Source organism: Paenibacillus sp. LHD-38 (assembly GCF_031157315.1).
In the GTDB taxonomy this organism is placed as follows: Bacteria; Bacillota; Bacilli; order Paenibacillales; family Paenibacillaceae; genus Pristimantibacillus.
Window position 1 is genome coordinate 111,948 of the sequence record NZ_JAVIFU010000005.1, and the last position, 19,280, is coordinate 131,227.

The window sequence follows — 19,280 nt, forward strand, 5'->3', positions numbered from 1 at the left end:
TCATCGATGAGCCTAAAACAAAGGACTGTCCTCTAGGTCCATATTCATGGCCTTTCGGACAGCCCCTCACTGTTATTATGAAAAATCCAACGAACCTCTGCGTTTGCTCACCTTGCTAACCGCCTATCAATAAGTCGCCTTTAAGCGAGAATATCGCGTCGATCCATTCCATTAACGGCCCGGGGAAAATACCCAGCGCTAACGTCGCCGCTGCACATATCCAAATGACGGCTCCGGTTTCTCCAGAGAGGCGAAGCCCGCCGTCCTCGTTCCCGCTTCGCATAAACATTTGGCGCACCAAGCTGAAGTAGAAATAGTAGGAGATCACGCTGCTTGCAACCATAATCGCCGCGAGCCAGTAGGCCTTGGCACTTGCCGCGCCAAGCAGAATAAAAAGCTTCCCGAAAAACCCTCCGGATATCGGTAATCCTGACAGTGATAAGACGAAAATAACCATCGCCGCGGCGGTCCAAGGAGCCCTGTAATACATACCAGCGAAGCTCCTCATCTCATCATTGCCCGAAGCACGGCTGACGACCGTAAGCACGGCAAATGCCCCAATCGTCATAAACAGGTAGGCTGCCAAATAATAAACGAACTCCGAGAAGTTGCTGCTGTGGATCACCGTTATTGAAACCCCGATCGGCACGAGCATATAACCCGCGTTAGCAACGCCCGACAAGGCGAGCAGCCGCTTCACGTTTTTTTGCCTCAAAGCCGCCGTGGTCCCAACAAGCATCGCAGCCGCGGCTAATACCAGAAGCACAAGGAAAAGATCCTTGGACACATTCGCGTCTTCGCCGCTCGCAACTAATATCGTACTGAACATGATTCTAAAAACAGCCGCAAGCGCCGCACCTTTAGCAATAACCGCCAGAAAAGCAGAAACCGGTGCAGGCGCTCCCTGATACACGTCGGGTGCCCAGGCATGGAAGGGAGCCGCTGCCACCTTGATGCCGAAGCCCGCAATCATAAAGAGGAAGCCCACATACACAAACGCCTTAAAGTCAATGAAAGCACGCGGCAGCGCCTCTGCGATTACTCCAAGATCAACGGACCCCGTTATGCCGTATAAATACGACATTCCGAACAAAACCATCGCGGACGAAATGCCCCCCGTTACCACGTACTTGAACGCGGCCTCGGCAGATAACGAAGCTCTCCTTCTTATTCCGACCAGGACGTAGCTCGTTAAGCTGAGCAGCTCAAGTCCGATGTACAGCGTTACCAAATTTCCCGATGAGGCCATCATCATCGCCCCGATAAGCGCCGGAAGCAGAAGATAAAAGTATTCCGATCGATCCGTTATCGCTTCGTCATCCCGTACTGATCCGATCGCCAGCAGGACGATAAGCGCGGTACCTGTCAAAAATACGATCTTGAGCAAGCTTCCGAAATCATCGATGCGATAACTGTTGCTCAGCAGCCTAATCGCTTCAGCAGAGGTGCCTCCCTGATTCATATCGAGCATCCGAAGCACCACGAGCAGCAGCGAGGCAAGGATGCCCGCCAGCGTCAGCCAGCCGATCGTCAGCCTGCTTATGCGTTTCGGCAATATCAAATCCAGCACGACCAGCAGCAAAAATACGGCGGCAAGCGTAAATTCCGGGGCAAGGTAGAGCATATCCGTCCATGTCAGTGGTACAAATGAAACGCCTTCGTACATGGTCTATCCCCCCGCCCTTGTTGCAAGTAATTGGTCGAACAGGCCATCCATGCCATACTGTACCGTGTCCGTAAGGATGGATGGGAAGCAGCCGAGCAGCAAAATGAACGCAAGCAGCACGATCATCGGCAGCGCTTCAATGAGCCTTGCATCTTTGAGCGCGGCAAAGGTCTCCCGCTGCGCTCCGAACGTTATTTTCAAAACAGCCCGAAGCATGTAAACCGCGGTCAAAATAATGCCAAGCGCCGCTGCCGCCGTCAACCAGCGCTGCGACTCGAACAGCCCAAGCAGCGATAGAAATTCGCCAATAAAGCCGGATAATCCCGGCAGGCCGATCGAAGCGAGTCCTGCTGTCAGCAATACGCCGCTTATAAATGGCATAGAACGCGCCAAACCACCCAGTTCACCAAGCTCTGTCGTGCCCGTTCGCTCATAAATGCTGCCAACGATTAAGAAGAGCAGCGCCGACAGGAGTCCATGCGATACAAGCTGAAATACAGCGCCTTGTATACCAATCTCATTCATGGCAGCAAAGCCGAGAAGGACGATTCCCATATGGCTGATCGAGGAATAGGCAAGCACGAGCTTGAATTCCTGCTGCCTGAAGGCGAGCAGCGCACCGTACAAAATATTGATGACGCCCAGCACTGCCAGCGGTATCGCAAATGCGCGTGCCTGCTCCGGAAAGAGCAGCAGCCCGAATCGGAGCAAGCCGTATGCGCCCATTTTCAGCAAAAGACCCGAGTGGATCATGACGATGGATGTGGGGGCTTCCGTATGCACCTTCAGCATCCAGGTGTGGAACGGAAAGATCGGCAGCTTAATGCCAAAGGCAATCAGCAGCATAATAAACAGCGTCCATTGCATCGTATCCGTCATTAGGAAAGGATTGACCATGCCGACCTGCTCCGGAGCCAAATTCATCCATGCTGCCGGGTCGGATATATTGCGAAATATATCCGAATAGCTGCCGCTGTAAATAAAGCTAACTTGATCGCCGGCCTGGTCAATGCGGAAGCCAGCCGTATTCACCAGAATAACAAAGGCAATGAGCATGATGGCTGAACCAATCCCGTTATAGATAAGAAATTGATTGGCCGCGCGCTCGCGGTTGAAATAACCCCAGATTCCGATTAAGAAATACATCGCAACGAGCGTAATCTCGAAAAATATAAAAAACATGAACAGATCGCGGGCTAGAAATACGCCAAGCATTCCCGTCTCCAGCAATAGAAACCAAATAAAAAACGATTTCCATCTTTTTTTGACCTGAATGGCGGCCAGCGATGCCATTGCCGATACAAGCGTCGTGAGCAGCAGGAGAGGAAGCGACAAGCCGTCCACGCCAAGCTCATATTGGAACGAGAACATGAATTCCGAAACGCCTGCTTGCTGCGTCTCCTTATTCAGCGGAAGCTGCACCCAGCTTTGCTGCTCGTCGAACGCAGCGCCGCCCTGCTGCTTGTCGTAATGGGCGTACAGCCAGAAGGATAGAACCAGAGGAATGAGCGTTGTTACGACGACCGCTGTCTTCATCCAACTGCCCCGATGCTTGGGAAGCAGAAGCAATACGATGACGCCTAACAGAGGCGACAGCAAAATAAACGACAATATAGGGATATCATTCAGGATGCTCACGGCAGGAACCTCCTTCCGACGATGGCAACCACAATCACTACAAAACCGATAACGGCCGCTACGCTGTAGGATTGCACCTGACCGTTCTGCAGCCGGGCAGCAGCCCGGCCAGCGGTGCTTACAGCCGTTCCTGTCAGCCGGACGATTCCGCCTATGACATAGGCATCGAATGCAAGCAAAACGGAGCCAAGCAGCTTGAGCGGCTTCACGATCACGGCTGCATACAGTTCATCGATGTAGTAGCTGCGTTCAAGCAGCCTGACAAGCCAAGGCATTTTCTCGCGCAGCGCAGTGCTGCTGATACTTTTTTTCCCGTATACGAGCCATCCGATGTAAATCCCTAAAAGCCCAACGGCAATTGAACCCACGAGCGCTGCGCCGTTGGTATGCGCTTCTTCAGGGCCGTCGTTAATCCACGAACCGAACCAGCCGTTCCACGGCGTCTCGATAAACCCGGCTGCAACAGCCAAGACAGCTAAAACAATCAGAGGCAGCGTCATGGAGACAGGCGATTCATGGGCTTTGGATGCCGCGGCGCTTGGTTTCCCCATAAATACGAGAAAGAACAGCCGTGACATATAAAGCGCCGTACAGAAAGCCGCTGCCAAACCAACAACGAACAACAGCGGGTTTGTTTCCCACGCAACCGACAAGATCAAATCCTTCGACCAAAAGCCGGATAAGGGCGGAATGCCGGCAAGCGCCAGAGCGCCGATCCCAAAGGTCCATGTCGTCACACGCATTTTCGAGCTTAGTCCGCCCATCTCGTTAATGTTTTGGGTATGTACGGCATGGATGATGCTTCCGGCTCCCAGGAACAGCAGCGCTTTAAAGAAAGCGTGCGTAAACAAATGAAAGATCCCGCCTGTTAGGGAACCGAGACCGAGCGCAAGCATCATATAGCCGAGCTGGCTTACCGTTGAGTAAGCTAATATTCGTTTAATGTCATTTTGCGCCAGCGCGATCGTCGCTGCGAAGATAGCTGTAAATCCGCCTACATATGCGATCGTCTCCATCGCGGCAGCAGAGTCTTGAAAAATATCGTACGTCCGCGCAATAAGAAACACGCCCGCGGCAACCATGGTCGCCGCGTGGATCAGCGCACTGATGGGCGTCGGCCCTTCCATCGCATCAGGCAGCCAGACATGCAGCGGAAATTGACCGGATTTTCCAATGGCGCCCACAAAAATAAGCAGGGCAATGAGCGTCGTAATCCCGTTTGTAATGGCGCCTGACTGACCGTCGAACACGCTTTGAATCGTTGTAAAATCAAGCGCATGCTCCGGCATATACCAGAACAGCAGCAGGATAGCCAGCAGAAGTCCGACATCGCCGATGCGCGTAACGATAAAGGCTTTTTTGGCGGCAGCGCGAGCCTTAGGCAGCGTAAACCAAAAGCCGATCAATAGGAATGAGCATACGCCGACCAATTCCCAAAAAATATAAAGCGACAATAAATTATCCGACAGCACCAGGCCCAGCATAGAAAAGGTAAATAAGGAAACATAGCCGTAAAACACTGAAATCCTCTCGTCATCCTTCATATAACCAGCTGAGTACAGCTGCACGAGAAAGCTGACAAACGTAACGACCACCAGCATAAGCGCTGTCAGGTTCGTCACCTCAAACCCCAATCGGAGCGAATAATCACCAATCGTAATCCAATCGAAGGAATAATTATAATCCACTTCATTGGCACCCAAGCGATCTGCCAAAATCAACAGCGAGAACACAAAGGCTGCAAAAGAACCCAACGAACCGATGAATACGCCCGCCCGCCGATAGCTGCGGCCGAGCGCCGTCAAAACGAGGAATGCTGCCAGCGGAAACAACGGTATCAACCAAGCCGTTTGTGTGTATTTATCCATACGCTGCGCTACCTCCTCATTTTGTCAAATTCGTCGACGTTCACTGTCCCCCGCATCCGGAACAACGCAATCAGTATTGCTACTCCGATCGCAGCTTCTGCCGCGGCGACCGTAATCGTAAATAAAGAAAAGATTTGACCGGTCAAGGACGGCACGACGCCGTACTTCGAAAAGGCGACCAAATTCAAGTTGACCGCATTAAGCATAAGCTCAAGCGAAAGCAGGACGACGACCGCATTTCGTTTCACTAAAGCGCCGTACAGCCCGATACAGAACAAAATCGCTGCCAGCGTTAAATAGGAGGATAACATTTGTTTAATCCGCCTCCTTTTTGGCGAGCACGATGGCTCCAATAAAAGCGACGGTCAAAAGCACGGAAAGAAGCTCGAAGGGAATCACGTACCCCGTATATAAAAGCTCTCCGATGGCCATCGTATTATCTTCCGCTTGCTGGAAGGGCTGCGGCTCAGGAAACTCCGTCGACCGAATCGCATAAAACAGTACGCCGAACAAACTCAGCGCGCCAATTGCCGCCAGCGTTTCATGCAGCGGCTTCGCAGGCTCGCGCGCTCCGGCTTGATGCTTCGTCATCATGATGCCGAAGATCATCAAGATCGAAACCGCTCCCGCATAAATCAGCACCTGAACGAACGCGACGAACTCTGCATCAAGCAGCACGAACATTCCCGCTAAGCCGAGAAATACAGCTGCCATAGAAATGACCATATGCACGACCTTCTCCAGCGTAATCATGAGAACAGCGCCGCAAATCATGATCGCCGAAAAGATAAAAAAAGCGACGAATTCGCCCGTAAATGCAATATTGAACAACTATTTCGCGCCCCCTTTGGCCGGCGCTCCGATATTGTTATTATCCTGCCGAGTAAGCGTATTGTTGTCCGTCAGCCACTGTGCGTCCTTAAACAGATCATCGCGGCTGAACGTGGCCAGCTCAAAATGATTCGACATGACGATCGCTTCCGTCGGACAAACCTCCGTACAGAGGTCGCATAGGATGCAGATTTCAAAATTGATATCAAACGTATCGATGACCTTGCCCTTTTTGTCCGGATCCGGATTCGGCTTGCCTGTCAGCGTAATGCAATCCGTCGGGCAAATACGCGCGCATTGATTGCAAACGATGCACAGATCCGGAATAAAATGCTGAATGCCACGGAACCGATCCGGCATGATAAAAGGCACGTCTGGATAGGAAGTGGTCACTTTTGGAGCCGTCATCGATTTGAGCGTTACACCCAGTCCTTGCAGCATTCCTTTCATTTCCTTCTCCCCTTTGCTAGTTCTTAATAAACAGTTCCAAATATACAGCCGTTAGGAACACGTTAAGCAGCGAAACGGGCAGCAGCACCTTCCAACCGAGTCCCATCAGTTGATCTACACGAATTCGCGGCATCGTCGCACGGATCCAAAACAGGAAAAACACAACAAATGCAAACTTCAGCAAAAACCAGATGATACCCGGCACAAAATCTAGAAAAGGCGCCGGCGCATGCCAGCCGCCAAGGAACAGCACCGTCGTAAGGGCAGCAATCGCATAAACGTAAACATATTCCGAGAGCATAAAGAAAGCAAAGCGAAAACCGCTGTACTCGACGTGATAACCCGCCACAAGCTCTGACTCCGCCTCCGGTAAATCGAAGGGCGTTCGGTTGAGCTCAGAGACCGCTGCAATGATGAAGATAACGAAGCCGATGATTTGAGGGAGGAAATTCCAGTTCCAGAACCAGCCTCCGTCCTGTGCAGCAACAATATCCCGTAAATTCAAGCTGCCGCTGAGCAGGATAACGCCTACCACCGAAATCACGAGCGGCACCTCATAGCTGATCATCTGTGCCGCCGAGCGCATACCCCCGAGAAGAGCATATTTGTTATTGGAAGCCCAGCCCCCGAGTACAATGGCAAGCGTCGAGATCCCTGACAATGCCACGTAGTAGAGCAGCCCGACATTCAAATCCGCGAAATAAAGATTTTGCGTGTACGGCAAAACCGCGAGCACAGAGAAGGCAGGTATGTAAGCCAGCGCGGGCGCAAGAATGAACAGCACGCGATCAGCCTTGCGCGGAATCGTATCTTCCTTAATGAGCAGCTTGAAGATATCCGCCACCGTCTGCAGCAGTCCAAACGGTCCAACCCGGTTAGGGCCGATACGCAGCTGCATCCAGCCGATTACCTTGCGCTCGAAATAGATGGCATACGTTACGAAACCAAGCACGATAAAAAGGAAAACAACCGCCCATAGAAACAGCACAAGCACATTGCCCCAGGTGAGCGGCTGGTTTAGCCAAGACTGCATCAGCAATCGACCTCCCCGACGACAATGTCAATGCCGCCCAGTATCGTAATGAGGTTTGTCATCGTTTCCCCAACCAGAAGCTTCGGCAATATTTGCAAATTAACGAATGAGGGCCTCCTGAACTTGAGCCTGTACGGCTCCGCTTTGCCCTTGGATACGATGTGGCATCCGATTTCGCCGCGCGGCGATTCAATGCGCACGTATACCTCTCCGGCTGGCGGACGAAGCACGCGCGGCACCTTCCCCATCGTATCTCCGCCGCTTGGGAACTTCTCAAGCGCTTGCTTCAAAATACGCAGGCTTTGGCGTATTTCCTCCAGACGGATTCGATATCGGTCGTAGCAGTCACCCTCCTTACCAAGCGGCACGTCGAATTCAAATTGGCTGTATAGGCTGTAAGGCTCGGCCTTGCGAACATCGAAGTCTACTCCGGTACATCTTAAATTGGCTCCCGTTAGTCCATAATCAATCGCAGTTGCGGCATCATACCTGCCAACTCCCTTGATACGGGCTAAGAAGATTTCATTGCCGCTGACGAGCTTATCGTACTCCTGGAGCTTGCTCTCCATATAAGGAATAAATTCGCGCACCTTATCCAACCAGCCGGGAGGCGCATCCCACTTCACGCCGCCCACTCTCATATAATTATAGGTTAATCTTGCTCCGCACAGCTCATTAAACAGATCAATAATCATTTCTCGATCGCGGAAAGCGTACAGAAATGGGCTCATCGCTCCAATATCGAGCAGATAGGTTCCCCACCAGACAAGATGGCTCGCGACGCGCTGCAGCTCCATGACAACAAGCCGCAGATACTCCGCCCGCTGCGGCACCTCAAGCCCCATCATCGTCTCAACCGCATGAACGAGCACGTAATTGTTCGTCATGGCAGAGACATAATCCATTCGGTCCGTATAAGGAATGATTTGCGTGAAATTCAAATTTTCCGCGATCTTCTCCGTTCCCCGGTGCAAATACCCCATAACGGGTGTAGCCTCGGTTATGACTTCACCATCGAGCTTAACGATAATTCGAAATACGCCATGCGTGCTTGGATGCTGCGGACCTACGTTTAAGAGCAGTTCTTCTGTACGGATCAAGGGCTGCCTACACCTCCGAATCTAACGGTTCATAATCCTTGCGCAGCGGATGGCCAACCCAATCGTCAGGCATCATAATCCGCCGCAAATCGGGGTGTCCGGGAAAATCGACGCCAAGCAGGTCATAAATTTCCCGCTCGTTCCAATTCGCCGTCGCCCAGACCGGCGTCGCTGAATATACGGATGCTGAATCACGATCAGCCTTGATCTTGATCGCGACCTCTCTATTGCTGCCAAGCGAAAGCATATGATAGACCACTTCCATATGGGTCTCGTAATCGATGCCGGACACATTTCGTAAGTAGTTGAATCGCAGCACTTCGTGCTCCTTTAACAGCCGCGAAACTTCCCGCCAATAAACATTGTTGATTATAATCATTGGCATGTCGCCATTTAATTCGTTCACGTAAGCATCCTCGACTGCGGATTCGGCAATCTCCTGCTTAAGCAGCGCTGTAATGGCATCCAGTTCCGGCTGCCGGAGAGACGGCGGCTTGGGCAAGTCCGGCTGCGCTTCCCCCGCTTCTGCTTCCGCCTTTTCCTTTGCAGCGGCTCTCGCAGCGCGCGCCTCGGCCGCTGCCTTCAGCTTTGCCTCCCGCTCCGCGTCTGCCGGGGGCGAATCCACAGCGGGCTTCTCGCCGCCCTTATTCTGCTCCTCACTCATCGACCGGTCACCCGCTTCCCGGTTTTTGCTTCATATCGGATCTTTTCCTGCAGCTTGTTGATGCCGTAGATCAGCGCTGCCGGGTTAGGCGGACAGCCCGGAATATATACATCAACAGGCACGATCTGATCGACGCCTTTTATGACTGAATAGGATTTGATGTAAGGGCCGCCGGCCGTTGCGCAAGAGCCCATAGCGATCACCCATTTCGGTTCGGGCATTTGATCATATAGTCTTCTGAGCAGGGGACCCATCTTCTTCGTAACGGTCCCGGCTACAATCATCACATCGGATTGCCGCGGCGAGGTCCGGAACATGACACCAAAGCGGTCGAGATCATAATGCGACGCGCCCGTTCCCATCATTTCAATCGCGCAGCAAGCCAGTCCGAATGTCAGCGGCCATAATGAATTGCTTCTCGCCCAAGCTTTTAACTGCTCCAAGGTGCCCATAAATACGTTGCGTTCCAGCTCCCGGCGTTCCTCTATTGAAATTGACTCTAAACTGAATTCCATTTCAGCACCCTCTTTTTCCAGGCATATAGAAGACCGATAAGAAGCATTCCCGCAAATATCACCATTTCGACTAGCACAAATAAGCCGAGCTTATTGTATGCGACGGCCCACGGATATAAGAAAACGGTTTCCACATCAAAGATGACAAACATTAAGGCAAACAAGTAATAGCGGATGTTAAAACGGACCTGTCCCTCACCTACCGGCTCATTCCCGCTTTCATAGGTGGTTTGCTTGAGCTCATTCGGCTTGTTCGGTCTTAGCAGCCTTCCTACAGTCAATGCAACGACTGGGAGCAAAATGCCAAGAAAAATAAAAACAGCCACGACGACATAGTTATTGGCGTAGTTTTCCACACGATCGCCTCCGTCAAATTGGGTAGGTACGGACCGTTGCCGCTTGGTCAATTTTTCCTCACAATTATAACAAATGCTACCACTGACGTCTATGACGGAGTTACGTCACGGCAGGCTCCTTGTCCGATATCTCACGCTGTTTATCCGATGTTTTTTGGTCTTCCGCGGTTTCTTCTCTATTCGGCTGGACTGCCGGAAAGCTGCCGTCGCTGTTATCACGTTTGCCTCTAATAACAGCAATGACAAGCAGCAAGAGCGGCAGGAGGAATCCGTGAAAAAGACTGTACACCGTCCATACTCCCATGGCAAACTCCTTTGCATGGGCCACGTTGCGATAGACCATCAAAGAGAGCGGGACGATAATGAACGCATAAGGAACGATCAATGTCCGATAAGTAGATAAATTCAGTACTTGAGCGGTCATAACGGTCAGTACATATACACATAACGCCAGCTTCATAAAGACGGTTCCGACCCAGACCATGGCGACCAAAATTTCGACCCGCACCAAAATTTCCTCGATATTAATATTTTTAGCCATATCATATACCGCGAACGGGCTTCGGCTCACCTCGTCGACTCCCATCACACCCACGAGGGATATACAAATCAATACACTTACGATTGCGATCAAAACAGCGGAGAGCTTCAATGATTTTCTCAGCTTTTTACGGTCTTGTTCACGCACGAGCGGGAATATCATCGTCATAAATACAAATTCGCCGATCGGGAATCCCAAGATAGGATAAACTCCTTTCACCGGCCGTTCCCAGCCTTCGTATAAAAATGGCTCGAAATTGTGGTAATCAAATTGATTAGACAATGCGAAAGTCACAATGACGATGACGAACAAGCCCCAGCCAAATAGGATTTCCCCCGTTCGGGCTATCGTTTCGATGCCTAAGAAGACACCATAAATCACGACCATCATAAAGGTGCTGTCAATAAACCACTCCGGCGTGATCGGCAGTACAGAGAGGCCCATAAAGTCTGAAATATTGCGAAGGACAAGCGCGCTCAGCAGCAGGAAAAACAGGATATAGAGCAAGGACACGACCTTGCCGCCCCATGCTCCCAGCACCCGCTCCGCATACTGGGCCAATGACAAATTGGGAAAGCGGTCTGACAGCGCCAAGAAGACGATCAGGATGAAATAATTAAACGGCCCCGCCAAGAGCATGGATATCCATCCGTCCTGTTTCGCAATGGCCGTTACCGAAGTCGGCAAAATAAGCGCTGCGCTCCCAAGCGCAAATAAAAACAACATTTTCGCGCATTGGCCGGATGTGATTTCCGCATTGTTCATTCCCGCAAATTTACTCATCGCTGCTATGCCTCCTCCTCTATCCAGGAAATAATCGGTCTATATATCGGTCCGACAATCGTCTTAATCCAATCTGTAGGATTCGGCACCGGTATACGAAACAGCTGGGCCATGATTAACAGCGTGCCTATTGTTAGAATAAACAAAGCCCAGCCCCTCTCGCGCAAACGATGCATATCGCCATTCCGTTTCCAAACCACCGCCCCTGTTGCTGCCGCAAGCAGAAAAATACCGATAGGAGCCAGCATCTTGATCACTCATTCCACAATAGATTTGCCCCGCACACCCGATCCCATAATGATGGTATTGCATATCACTTCGCTTTCCACCTTAGGAAAAAGCTCCGCCCAGTCTCCCTCCACTCGCTTCCAAATAGCCGGCTGCTTCAAGTAAACTTCCTTACCCCAACCAAGCGCATCTACTTGCAGTTTCTTTTGAAGCTTATCGATCGTAGCCTCCACCTCGCCCTTCACCGCCTTGCTCGCCATCATTCCTATCTGGTTTAACACCTTTTCATCCGTTACATTCACATTCGGACACATAATCTCTTGTATGCTGCCGGTCACTCTTAGATGTACCTGAACAATCGGCATGTCTCTCTCGCCTTTTTTGACCTTATGCTCCACGGTCACCCCCTGCACCTCCACGATTAAGTCTCCCTCCGAATCCGGGCATGTTAGCTTAATGACGGTGCTTTTCATTTTATCGCGCATCCACGACAGTCCTCTTGATTCCTTAGGCTTCAAATAGTCAACGAGCTTGCCATTGCGAAATACAGCCATGGTAGAGAGCACGGGAATGGCTGAAGCGGGTATGCTGTTTACATTTTCATCTTTATTGCCGTTAGCCCTGTCTCCCTCGATTCGCATAGATGGAAGCACAGCCTGCTCTTTTCCTTTCCCATGCAGCCTCGTCAAGTCATTGATCTTCACCGCGTAGTTCACCCCGTAGGCAGTCTGGTTAACCTCCAGCATCTCATGAATCTGATTAATCGGAATCGATTCCATTTGCGTAGTTAACTGCAGCAGTTCCCGTGCTTTTACACCGCGCGTAACCAATACAGAGATATCCGTTCGAATGTCTTGGTTTCTTTCAATTAAATCAATCAACGGGAAAATGCCCGTTTTCGCTATCTGCTCCCCTATAACCAGCATTTGAGTATGGGAGAAAAAAAGCCTTCTCGACGTTTTGGCCGACATCTTGCGTATCGCTTCAAATAGGGTATCGCCTGTTTCCGTAAACGTCGTTACCGGCGTTCCTCCAATCCCGCCCTTGCTCCCAGCGGCAACGTTTTGCGGGAGCACAACCTGTACCGTCAGCTGCAGCTTTTGTTTGCCGCTCGGATCTTCATCCACTCCCAAGGCCATTACGACACCAAGCTTGTCCAGATATCGAAGGTCCCAACAGCCGCTAAGCATAATTAACAGGCAAGCTGTCCACAAGAGGACCCCTTTACGGAATGCCCGCTTGAAGAAACCTTGCCGCTTCTGGTCCTGCGCGCGGCTCATTGCTCAGGCTCCTTCCTATGCTCTGTCTCCGTGTCCTGTCTTATCGTATTTTCGTTGGATAGCATTTGAGGACGCTCACGCATCATCCAAAGCGGTGCCCGGATAAGCGTATCCTTCATATCTTTAAAGAAGAGCGGCGCAAACGGTTTAATGTACGGCATGCCAAACGACCTTATATTGCTTAAATGCAAAATGAGAATCAGAACGACCAAGCCAATGCCGTAAAAGCCCAGCGTCGATGCGGCCAGCAGCAGGAAAAACCGCAGCAGCCTTGCCGCGATGCCGAGGCTGTAGGTCGGCGATACGAAGCTGGCAATGGCCGTGAAAGAAACGACGATTACGACTGCGGGAGATACGATACCTGCCTCGACAACGGATTGGCCGATAACTAAACCGCCGACGATCGATATCGTATTTCCGGCAGCGCTCGGCATTCGGACGACTGCCTCGCGCAGGATTTCAAAAACAATTTCCATAATAAAGGCTTCTAAATAAGCGGGAAACGGCACACCCTCACGCTGTGCGGCCAGCTTCAAGAGCAGCTGCGTAGGAATCATTTCCTGATGATAGCCGACAATGGCTACGTACACAGATGGCATTAGCAGCGCAATCAGAAAAGAAACAAATCGAAGCAGCCTCAAAAAGGTAGTAATATCAAAGCGTTGATAATAATCCTCTGACGCTTGGAAGAACATATTCAATATAGCGGGCACAACGAGAACAAATGGCGTTCCGTCGACTAAGATGGCTATGCGCCCTTCTAACAAATTACCTGCAACCGCATCAGGCCGTTCATTGCTAAGCACGGTAGGAAAGGGCGACCATTTCTGATCCGCTATAAGCTCCTCGATATATCCGGATTCCAAAATTCCGTCTATCTGAATGCCTTCCAGCCTTTCCCGCAAATCCTTGAGCACATTCTCGTCAGCCAAATCTTTAATATACAAAATACAAACGGGCGTTTGCGAAATTTCTCCGATCGTCCACTGCTCCATCCAAAGCTTTGGACTGCGTATTTTTCTGCGTATCATGGAGGTGTTCGTTCGAATCGATTCGGTAAATCCTTCCCTCGGACCTCGAATAGCCATCTCCGTTTTCGGCTCTTCTATTCCTCTTCTCGCTCCGCCGACTACATTGGCCGCGATCGCTTTATCCGTCCCCTCTACAAAAAGGATGCTGTAGCCTAGAAAGAGCTTTTGGAATAATAGCTTCCAATCACTTATATCATTGATAATTCCTGTAGACAGCAATCCGCTCCTCATGACCGCTAGCAGTTCCTCCGGCTTAATCTGCTCCTCCTGCGAGAATTGTTCCCTATGGATCGGTTGAATGATAAATTCATTCAAACGCTCGTCATCCACCATTCCTTGCACATACACAACCACAACCTTCGTACGGCTAAGGTCAGTTAGCGACAGCTCGCGAAAGATGATATCTTGGCTCTCGCCCAGCTCTTTTTTGATCATCTCCATATTCTGTTCAACAGAAAGTGAAAGGGGCTTATCCGCATAGGGATCGAGCTGTTCTTTCTCATGCTTTTCTGCACGGGATGATCTTTTATCCGTTTTTTTTCCCGCTTTGCCTTTGCCTCGTACATAAGCTTTGTACATATGCCCCTCTCCTTCCCGTTATTATTGATCGTTGTCTTAGGATAACTATTCCATGGCATAATTATGTACACAGCCTTATCGGCCAATAAGTCTGCATACCAAATCGACTCAGCGCAAAAAAGCCGCAGGACCGTATCAACACGGTTCCCTGCGGCTTTCCTCTTATTCTTACTATCTGATTCTTGAATCTGTCAGCTTAAACTGTCCGACCAATTGCTGCAGCAGCGTTGTTATGGACTCCACGCTTTGCGAGGTTTGCCGGACATTCGTCATTTCTCCGATAAGCTCTTGTACCTTGCTCTCAACATCGGAGGATACCTTGCGGTTCTCTCTGCTTACGAGAGCGATTTTCTCCATAAGCTGTACGACCTCGTCGACAACCTGCGACTTGCGAAGATCCTCCGCATGCGCGTTTGCAAGCGTATTGGCCGCTGCCGCAACAAGCTGATTGCCTTCCTCGACGACTCTTGTCCCCTCATCCATCGATGCATAGGCCTGCTTAGCCTCATCATAGATATGGCGTGTAATCCCATGCACTTCTTCGGTAGATTTTTTTGTCATATCCGCAAGCTTGCGTATCTCGGATGCAACCACAGCAAAGCCACGGCCCTGCTCGCCAACCCTAGCAGCCTCAATTGAGGCATTAAGCGCTAATAGATTCGTTTGCGCCGAAATTTCCTCGATAACATGCAGGACGCTTTGAATTTCCTGAACGGTATCCATAAATTTATGAATGGTCTTGTTCGTCTCTCCAACCTTGGCAGAGATGTGATGCATTTTATCCCCAATCCGGTCAACCTCGGTTTTGGCTACCGCAATCTGCTCGGCCGCCTGCTCTTCAATCTGTTTCAGCGTTGTCCTCATATCGCCTGCTGCATCCTTAGCCATGTCGATATCCTTTAGCTGAAGTCGGATGCTGCCGATCATATCCGTTACTTTCCCGCTCACCCGTTCCGTTGAAGCCGACGTCACTGCCGCCGATTCATTGAGTATATGTTGGCTGGATAACACATCTGTTGAGGCAAGCCTCACCTGAAGCATAATGCCCTCCAAGGAATCAATCATATTATTGATCCATTTGGCTAATTCCTTCGATTCATCGTTATCAAAATCATGCAGCGCAAGACGCTGGGTCAAATCGCCTTTACCCTCGGCATTAATGCGTATAAAGCCGTTGATTTTACGCAAATGGGACACGACCCGCTCGGATTCTTTCTTCTGAAAGACTCCGCTGTAGATTAAACCGAACAAAAGATTAAATATACCCGCTGCTGCGGCAGTCATCCAAATCGGAGCACTGGATGCAATGAACACGATGAGCAGCGCGGTCATCACACTTAAGCTCACAATGGAGATAAGCTGCAGCTTCCGTTGCCTCCAGCCGATGCTGCGGATGCGGTAAATCTCCTCCAAATCGCCCTCGCACATCATCCCCCATTTATCGGGGCAATGCGGAAGCTGTTCAAACATATGACTCTCCCCCTGCTAGCTCTGTCATTTCTGATGTTAACTATATTAACATACAATGCTGGAGAATTCATACATAATATTAGTCTTTTTGTCGAATAAGGTCTTTTAAAGAGATATATAACATCGTTTTTCCCTGAAAACACGAATATTAGAAGATAACCTTACATGGATGATCGCATGACCAATAGCGTAAACATCTTACGTCATCCTCTACCGCAAATCTCATTTCACGATGAAATATAACCATCTTGTAAGGTTAAAAAATACTTTCTTCAAAATTAAAAAAAGCATCATCCACGCCTTGAAGGCATGAATGATGCTTTAATCGGTTAATCTTATTTTTGCTTTACGTTCAGACGATTCATTGCGCGTTGCAAAGCAAGCTCTGCGCGGCGGAAATCAATCTGATCTTGCTTAGCCGCAAGACGCTGCTGGGCACGCTGTTTAGCAGCTTCAGCACGTTCAATGTTAATATCAGTTGCAAGCTCCGCGCTCTCAGCAAGAATAACGATCTTATCCTTGCGTACCTCGATAAAGCCTCCATTAACTGCTATTACATCTGCTTTATTATTATCGCGTTTGATGACGACAGGTGCGATACGAAGCGGCGTTACCAGCGGAATGTGGTTTGGCAATATGCCAAGCTCACCTTCAACGCCCGTTACGCTAACCATATTCGCAGTCTCTGCGTATACTTTACGCTCTGGTGTTACGATCTCTACCAAAAAAGAACTCATGTGGATTCCTCCCGCCTTTCGCTATTAAAGCGTTTTGGCTTTCTCCACGGCTTCTTCAATCACACCAACATATCGGAAAGATTCTTCCGGAAGGTCGTCATGTTTGCCCTCGAGAATTTCTTTAAAGCTGCGAACGGATTCTTTAACAGGTACGTACTTACCTTTAATACCTGTGAACGGTTCAGCAACGTGGAACGGCTGAGATAGGAAAAGTTGAATTTTACGTGCGCGAGACACGGTCAATTTATCCTCTTCGCTAAGCTCGTCCATACCAAGGATTGCGATAATATCTTGAAGCTCTTTATAGCGTTGAAGAATTTTCTTAACGCCTTGAGCTACGTTGTAATGCTCTTCACCCAAAACAGATGGGCTTAGGATACGCGAAGACGATGCGAGTGGATCAACCGCTGGGAAAATACCCATCTCAGAGATTTTACGCTCCAAGTTTGTCGTTGCGTCCAAGTGGGCAAACGTCGTTGCAGGAGCCGGATCCGTATAGTCATCGGCAGGTACATAGATCGCTTGGATCGAAGTAACCGAACCTTTTTTCGTAGACGTGATACGCTCTTGCAATTGACCCATTTCAGTTGCCAGCGTTGGCTGGTAACCTACCGCGGAAGGCATACGGCCTAGAAGGGCCGAAACCTCGGAACCTGCTTGCGTGAAACGGAAGATGTTATCGACGAACAATAGTACGTCTTTTCCTTCTTCGTCACGGAAATATTCTGCCATTGTCAGACCAGTCAAAGCAACGCGTTGACGAGCGCCTGGCGGCTCGTTCATTTGTCCGAATACCATCGCAGTTTTGCTTAGTACGCCGGAATCTTTCATCTCGTGGTAAAGGTCATTACCTTCACGAGTACGCTCACCTACACCCGCGAATACGGAGATACCGCCGTGCTCTTGCGCGATGTTATTGATAAGCTCTTGGATCGTAACCGTTTTACCTACGCCCGCGCCGCCGAAGAGGCCGATTTTACCGCCTTTTGCGTATGGTGCGAGAAGGTCGATTACTTTAATGCCTGTTTCAAGAATTTCCGCTTGCGTGGAAAGCTGGTCAAAAGCAGGTGCTTCGCGGTGAATCGGAAGGTTAATTGCCGATGTAACATCGCCAGCTTCGTCGATTGGTTGACCAAGTACGTTAAATACACGGCCAAGTGTTGGTGCGCCAACCGGAATAGTGATTGCTGCGCCTGTATCTACTGCGATCATACCGCGTACAAGACCGTCTGTCGTACTCATAGCTACGGCACGTACCTTATTGTCACCGAGGTGAACGGCTACTTCAAGCGTCAAGTTAATATCAATGCCGCCTGCTTCGCCCTTTTGCTCGATTCTGACAGCGTTCAAAATTTCCGGCAAATTGCCGCGTTCGAACTCTAAGTCTACGACCGGACCCATGACGGATACAACATGTCCTTTTTTCATGGTTTTCCCTCCTGGTTCCTTCTTGTTACTGCACGCCGATCTGCTTATCGCAAGCGTCCGGCCCTTGCAGTGCCTATATTAAGATTGGGCATTTGCCCCTGCAACGATTTCGGAAATTTCCTGGGTAATCGCCGCTTGACGCGCTCTATTGTAAGTGAGCGTCAATTGGTTGATGATCTTCGTCGCATTTTTCGTTGCGCTTCCCATGGCAGTCATACGTGCGCCGAACTCACTCGCTTTGCCGTCTAGTACCGCGCTGTAAATAAGCGTTTCCGCGTATTTAGGCAGCAGAACTTCAAGCACGCCTTCTGGTGATGGCTCGTATTCATACGATGTAACAGCTGCATTTCCGCCCACTTCTTCAAGCGGCAGCAAACGCAATGCTGTCGGTACTTGAGTAATCGCATTTACGAATTCATTGTAGTATAGATAAAGCTCGTCATACGCGCCTTCGGAAAACTTTTGAACTGCGGAATACGCAACCGATTTAATGTCAGCGAATGAAGGAGCGTCTGGCAACCCAGTCACTTCCTCAACGATTGGCATATTACGGCGGCGGAAATAATCGCGGCCCTTCCGTCCGATAACGAACAACACGTACTCATCGCTTGATTTATGGTTCTCACGAATCGTTTGCGTTACTTTACGAAGAATATTCGCATTGTAGCCTCCTGCAAGACCACGGTCCGAAGTAATAACGAGATAACCCGTTTTCTTCACCGGACGTGACTCCAGCATAGGATGCTTCACATCTCTAGTGCCGGCAGCGATGCTCGCTACAACTTCCTTCAGCTTCTCGGCGTATGGACGCGCTGCTTGCGCGGCTTCCTGTGCTTTTCTTAGGCGGGAAGCGGCAACCATCTCCATCGCTTTCGTAATCTGCTTCGTATTTTGTTTACTCTTGATCTCGCGCTTAATATCGCGCATACCTTTTGCCATTTGGTTTCACCCGCCTTTGTTGCTTTGGACCTGCTCCAAAGCCTGGTGTTGGTGGAGTAAGCAGTCTAAGCCCGGACATATGAACGGGCGTTGACTTCTATTTCACAGCGCAGCACAAGCTTCGCCACAAACGTGGCGACAGC

19 protein-coding genes are annotated in these 19,280 nt (G+C 50.1%); all 19 read right to left on the reverse strand.

The features are described 5' to 3' along the window. Positions 1-115: 115 nt before the first annotated feature. Positions 116-1,666, reverse strand: a complete 1,551-nt coding sequence (locus RCO25_RS06095; RefSeq protein ID WP_308995239.1) for an NADH-quinone oxidoreductase subunit N — start codon at positions 1,664-1,666, stop codon at positions 116-118. A 3-nt stretch (positions 1,667-1,669) separates the two neighbouring features. Further along, complete coding sequence (locus RCO25_RS06100) at positions 1,670-3,298, reverse strand: complex I subunit 4 family protein (protein ID WP_308995369.1); 1,629 nt, start codon at positions 3,296-3,298, stop codon at positions 1,670-1,672. 2 nt (positions 3,299-3,300) lie between these two features. Further along, a complete protein-coding gene (gene nuoL, locus RCO25_RS06105; protein ID WP_308995240.1) occupies positions 3,301-5,172 on the reverse strand; it encodes an NADH-quinone oxidoreductase subunit L in 1,872 nt (623 codons plus the stop codon). An 8-nt stretch (positions 5,173-5,180) separates the two neighbouring features. Further along, complete coding sequence (gene nuoK, locus RCO25_RS06110) at positions 5,181-5,483, reverse strand: NADH-quinone oxidoreductase subunit NuoK (protein ID WP_374992068.1); 303 nt, start codon at positions 5,481-5,483, stop codon at positions 5,181-5,183. Between the two features lie 4 nt (positions 5,484-5,487). Beyond that, entirely contained in the window at positions 5,488-6,003 is a 516-nt protein-coding gene (locus tag RCO25_RS06115; RefSeq protein WP_308995241.1) for an NADH-quinone oxidoreductase subunit J, read from the reverse strand. After that, a complete protein-coding gene (gene nuoI / locus RCO25_RS06120) occupies positions 6,004-6,453 on the reverse strand; it encodes an NADH-quinone oxidoreductase subunit NuoI (RefSeq protein WP_308995242.1) in 450 nt (149 codons plus the stop codon). A gap of 16 nt (positions 6,454-6,469) precedes the next feature. Further along, positions 6,470-7,486, reverse strand: coding sequence for an NADH-quinone oxidoreductase subunit NuoH (nuoH, locus tag RCO25_RS06125; protein WP_308995243.1), 1,017 nt, complete (start codon positions 7,484-7,486; stop codon positions 6,470-6,472). Next, positions 7,486-8,586 (reverse strand): NADH-quinone oxidoreductase subunit D, encoded by a 1,101-nt coding sequence (locus RCO25_RS06130; protein ID WP_308995244.1) that lies wholly within the window; start codon positions 8,584-8,586, stop codon positions 7,486-7,488. The genes nuoH and RCO25_RS06130 overlap by 1 nt, the downstream gene beginning before the upstream one ends. A 7-nt stretch (positions 8,587-8,593) precedes the next feature. After that, positions 8,594-9,250 (reverse strand): NADH-quinone oxidoreductase subunit C, encoded by a 657-nt coding sequence (locus tag RCO25_RS06135; protein ID WP_308995245.1) that lies wholly within the window; start codon positions 9,248-9,250, stop codon positions 8,594-8,596. Next, the gene (locus RCO25_RS06140; RefSeq protein ID WP_308995246.1) at positions 9,247-9,765 is read right to left on the reverse strand and encodes a NuoB/complex I 20 kDa subunit family protein; all 519 of its coding nucleotides are present in this window, start codon (positions 9,763-9,765) and stop codon (positions 9,247-9,249) included. The genes RCO25_RS06135 and RCO25_RS06140 overlap by 4 nt, the downstream gene beginning before the upstream one ends. Then, positions 9,750-10,121 (reverse strand): NADH-quinone oxidoreductase subunit A, encoded by a 372-nt coding sequence (locus tag RCO25_RS06145; RefSeq protein ID WP_308995371.1) that lies wholly within the window; start codon positions 10,119-10,121, stop codon positions 9,750-9,752. The genes RCO25_RS06140 and RCO25_RS06145 overlap by 16 nt, the downstream gene beginning before the upstream one ends. A gap of 100 nt (positions 10,122-10,221) precedes the next feature. Continuing rightward, entirely contained in the window at positions 10,222-11,445 is a 1,224-nt protein-coding gene (locus RCO25_RS06150; protein ID WP_308995247.1) for a GerAB/ArcD/ProY family transporter, read from the reverse strand. 5 nt (positions 11,446-11,450) lie between these two features. Next, positions 11,451-11,693 carry a hypothetical protein gene (locus tag RCO25_RS06155; protein WP_308995248.1) on the reverse strand — a complete coding sequence of 81 codons (243 nt, stop codon included), beginning with the start codon at positions 11,691-11,693 and terminating at the stop codon, positions 11,451-11,453. A gap of 9 nt (positions 11,694-11,702) precedes the next feature. Then, positions 11,703-12,953, reverse strand: a complete 1,251-nt coding sequence (locus RCO25_RS06160; protein WP_308995249.1) for a Ger(x)C family spore germination protein — start codon at positions 12,951-12,953, stop codon at positions 11,703-11,705. Next, a complete protein-coding gene (locus RCO25_RS06165) occupies positions 12,950-14,563 on the reverse strand; it encodes a spore germination protein (RefSeq protein WP_308995250.1) in 1,614 nt (537 codons plus the stop codon). Before RCO25_RS06165 ends, RCO25_RS06160 begins: the two co-directional genes overlap by 4 nt. Before the next feature lie 171 nt (positions 14,564-14,734). Beyond that, a complete protein-coding gene (locus tag RCO25_RS06170; RefSeq protein ID WP_308995251.1) occupies positions 14,735-16,033 on the reverse strand; it encodes a methyl-accepting chemotaxis protein in 1,299 nt (432 codons plus the stop codon). Between the two features lie 335 nt (positions 16,034-16,368). Continuing rightward, positions 16,369-16,770, reverse strand: coding sequence for a F0F1 ATP synthase subunit epsilon (locus tag RCO25_RS06175; RefSeq protein ID WP_308995252.1), 402 nt, complete (start codon positions 16,768-16,770; stop codon positions 16,369-16,371). Between the two features lie 24 nt (positions 16,771-16,794). Further along, positions 16,795-18,198: a F0F1 ATP synthase subunit beta gene (gene atpD / locus RCO25_RS06180; RefSeq protein WP_308995253.1), complete on the reverse strand. Its 1,404-nt coding sequence runs from the start codon at positions 18,196-18,198 to the stop codon at positions 16,795-16,797. Positions 18,199-18,276: 78 nt separating this feature from the next. Beyond that, on the reverse strand, positions 18,277-19,137 hold the full coding sequence (atpG, locus tag RCO25_RS06185) for an ATP synthase F1 subunit gamma (protein WP_308995254.1): 861 nt from the start codon (positions 19,135-19,137) through the stop codon (positions 18,277-18,279). Between the last annotated feature and the right edge of the window lie 143 nt (positions 19,138-19,280).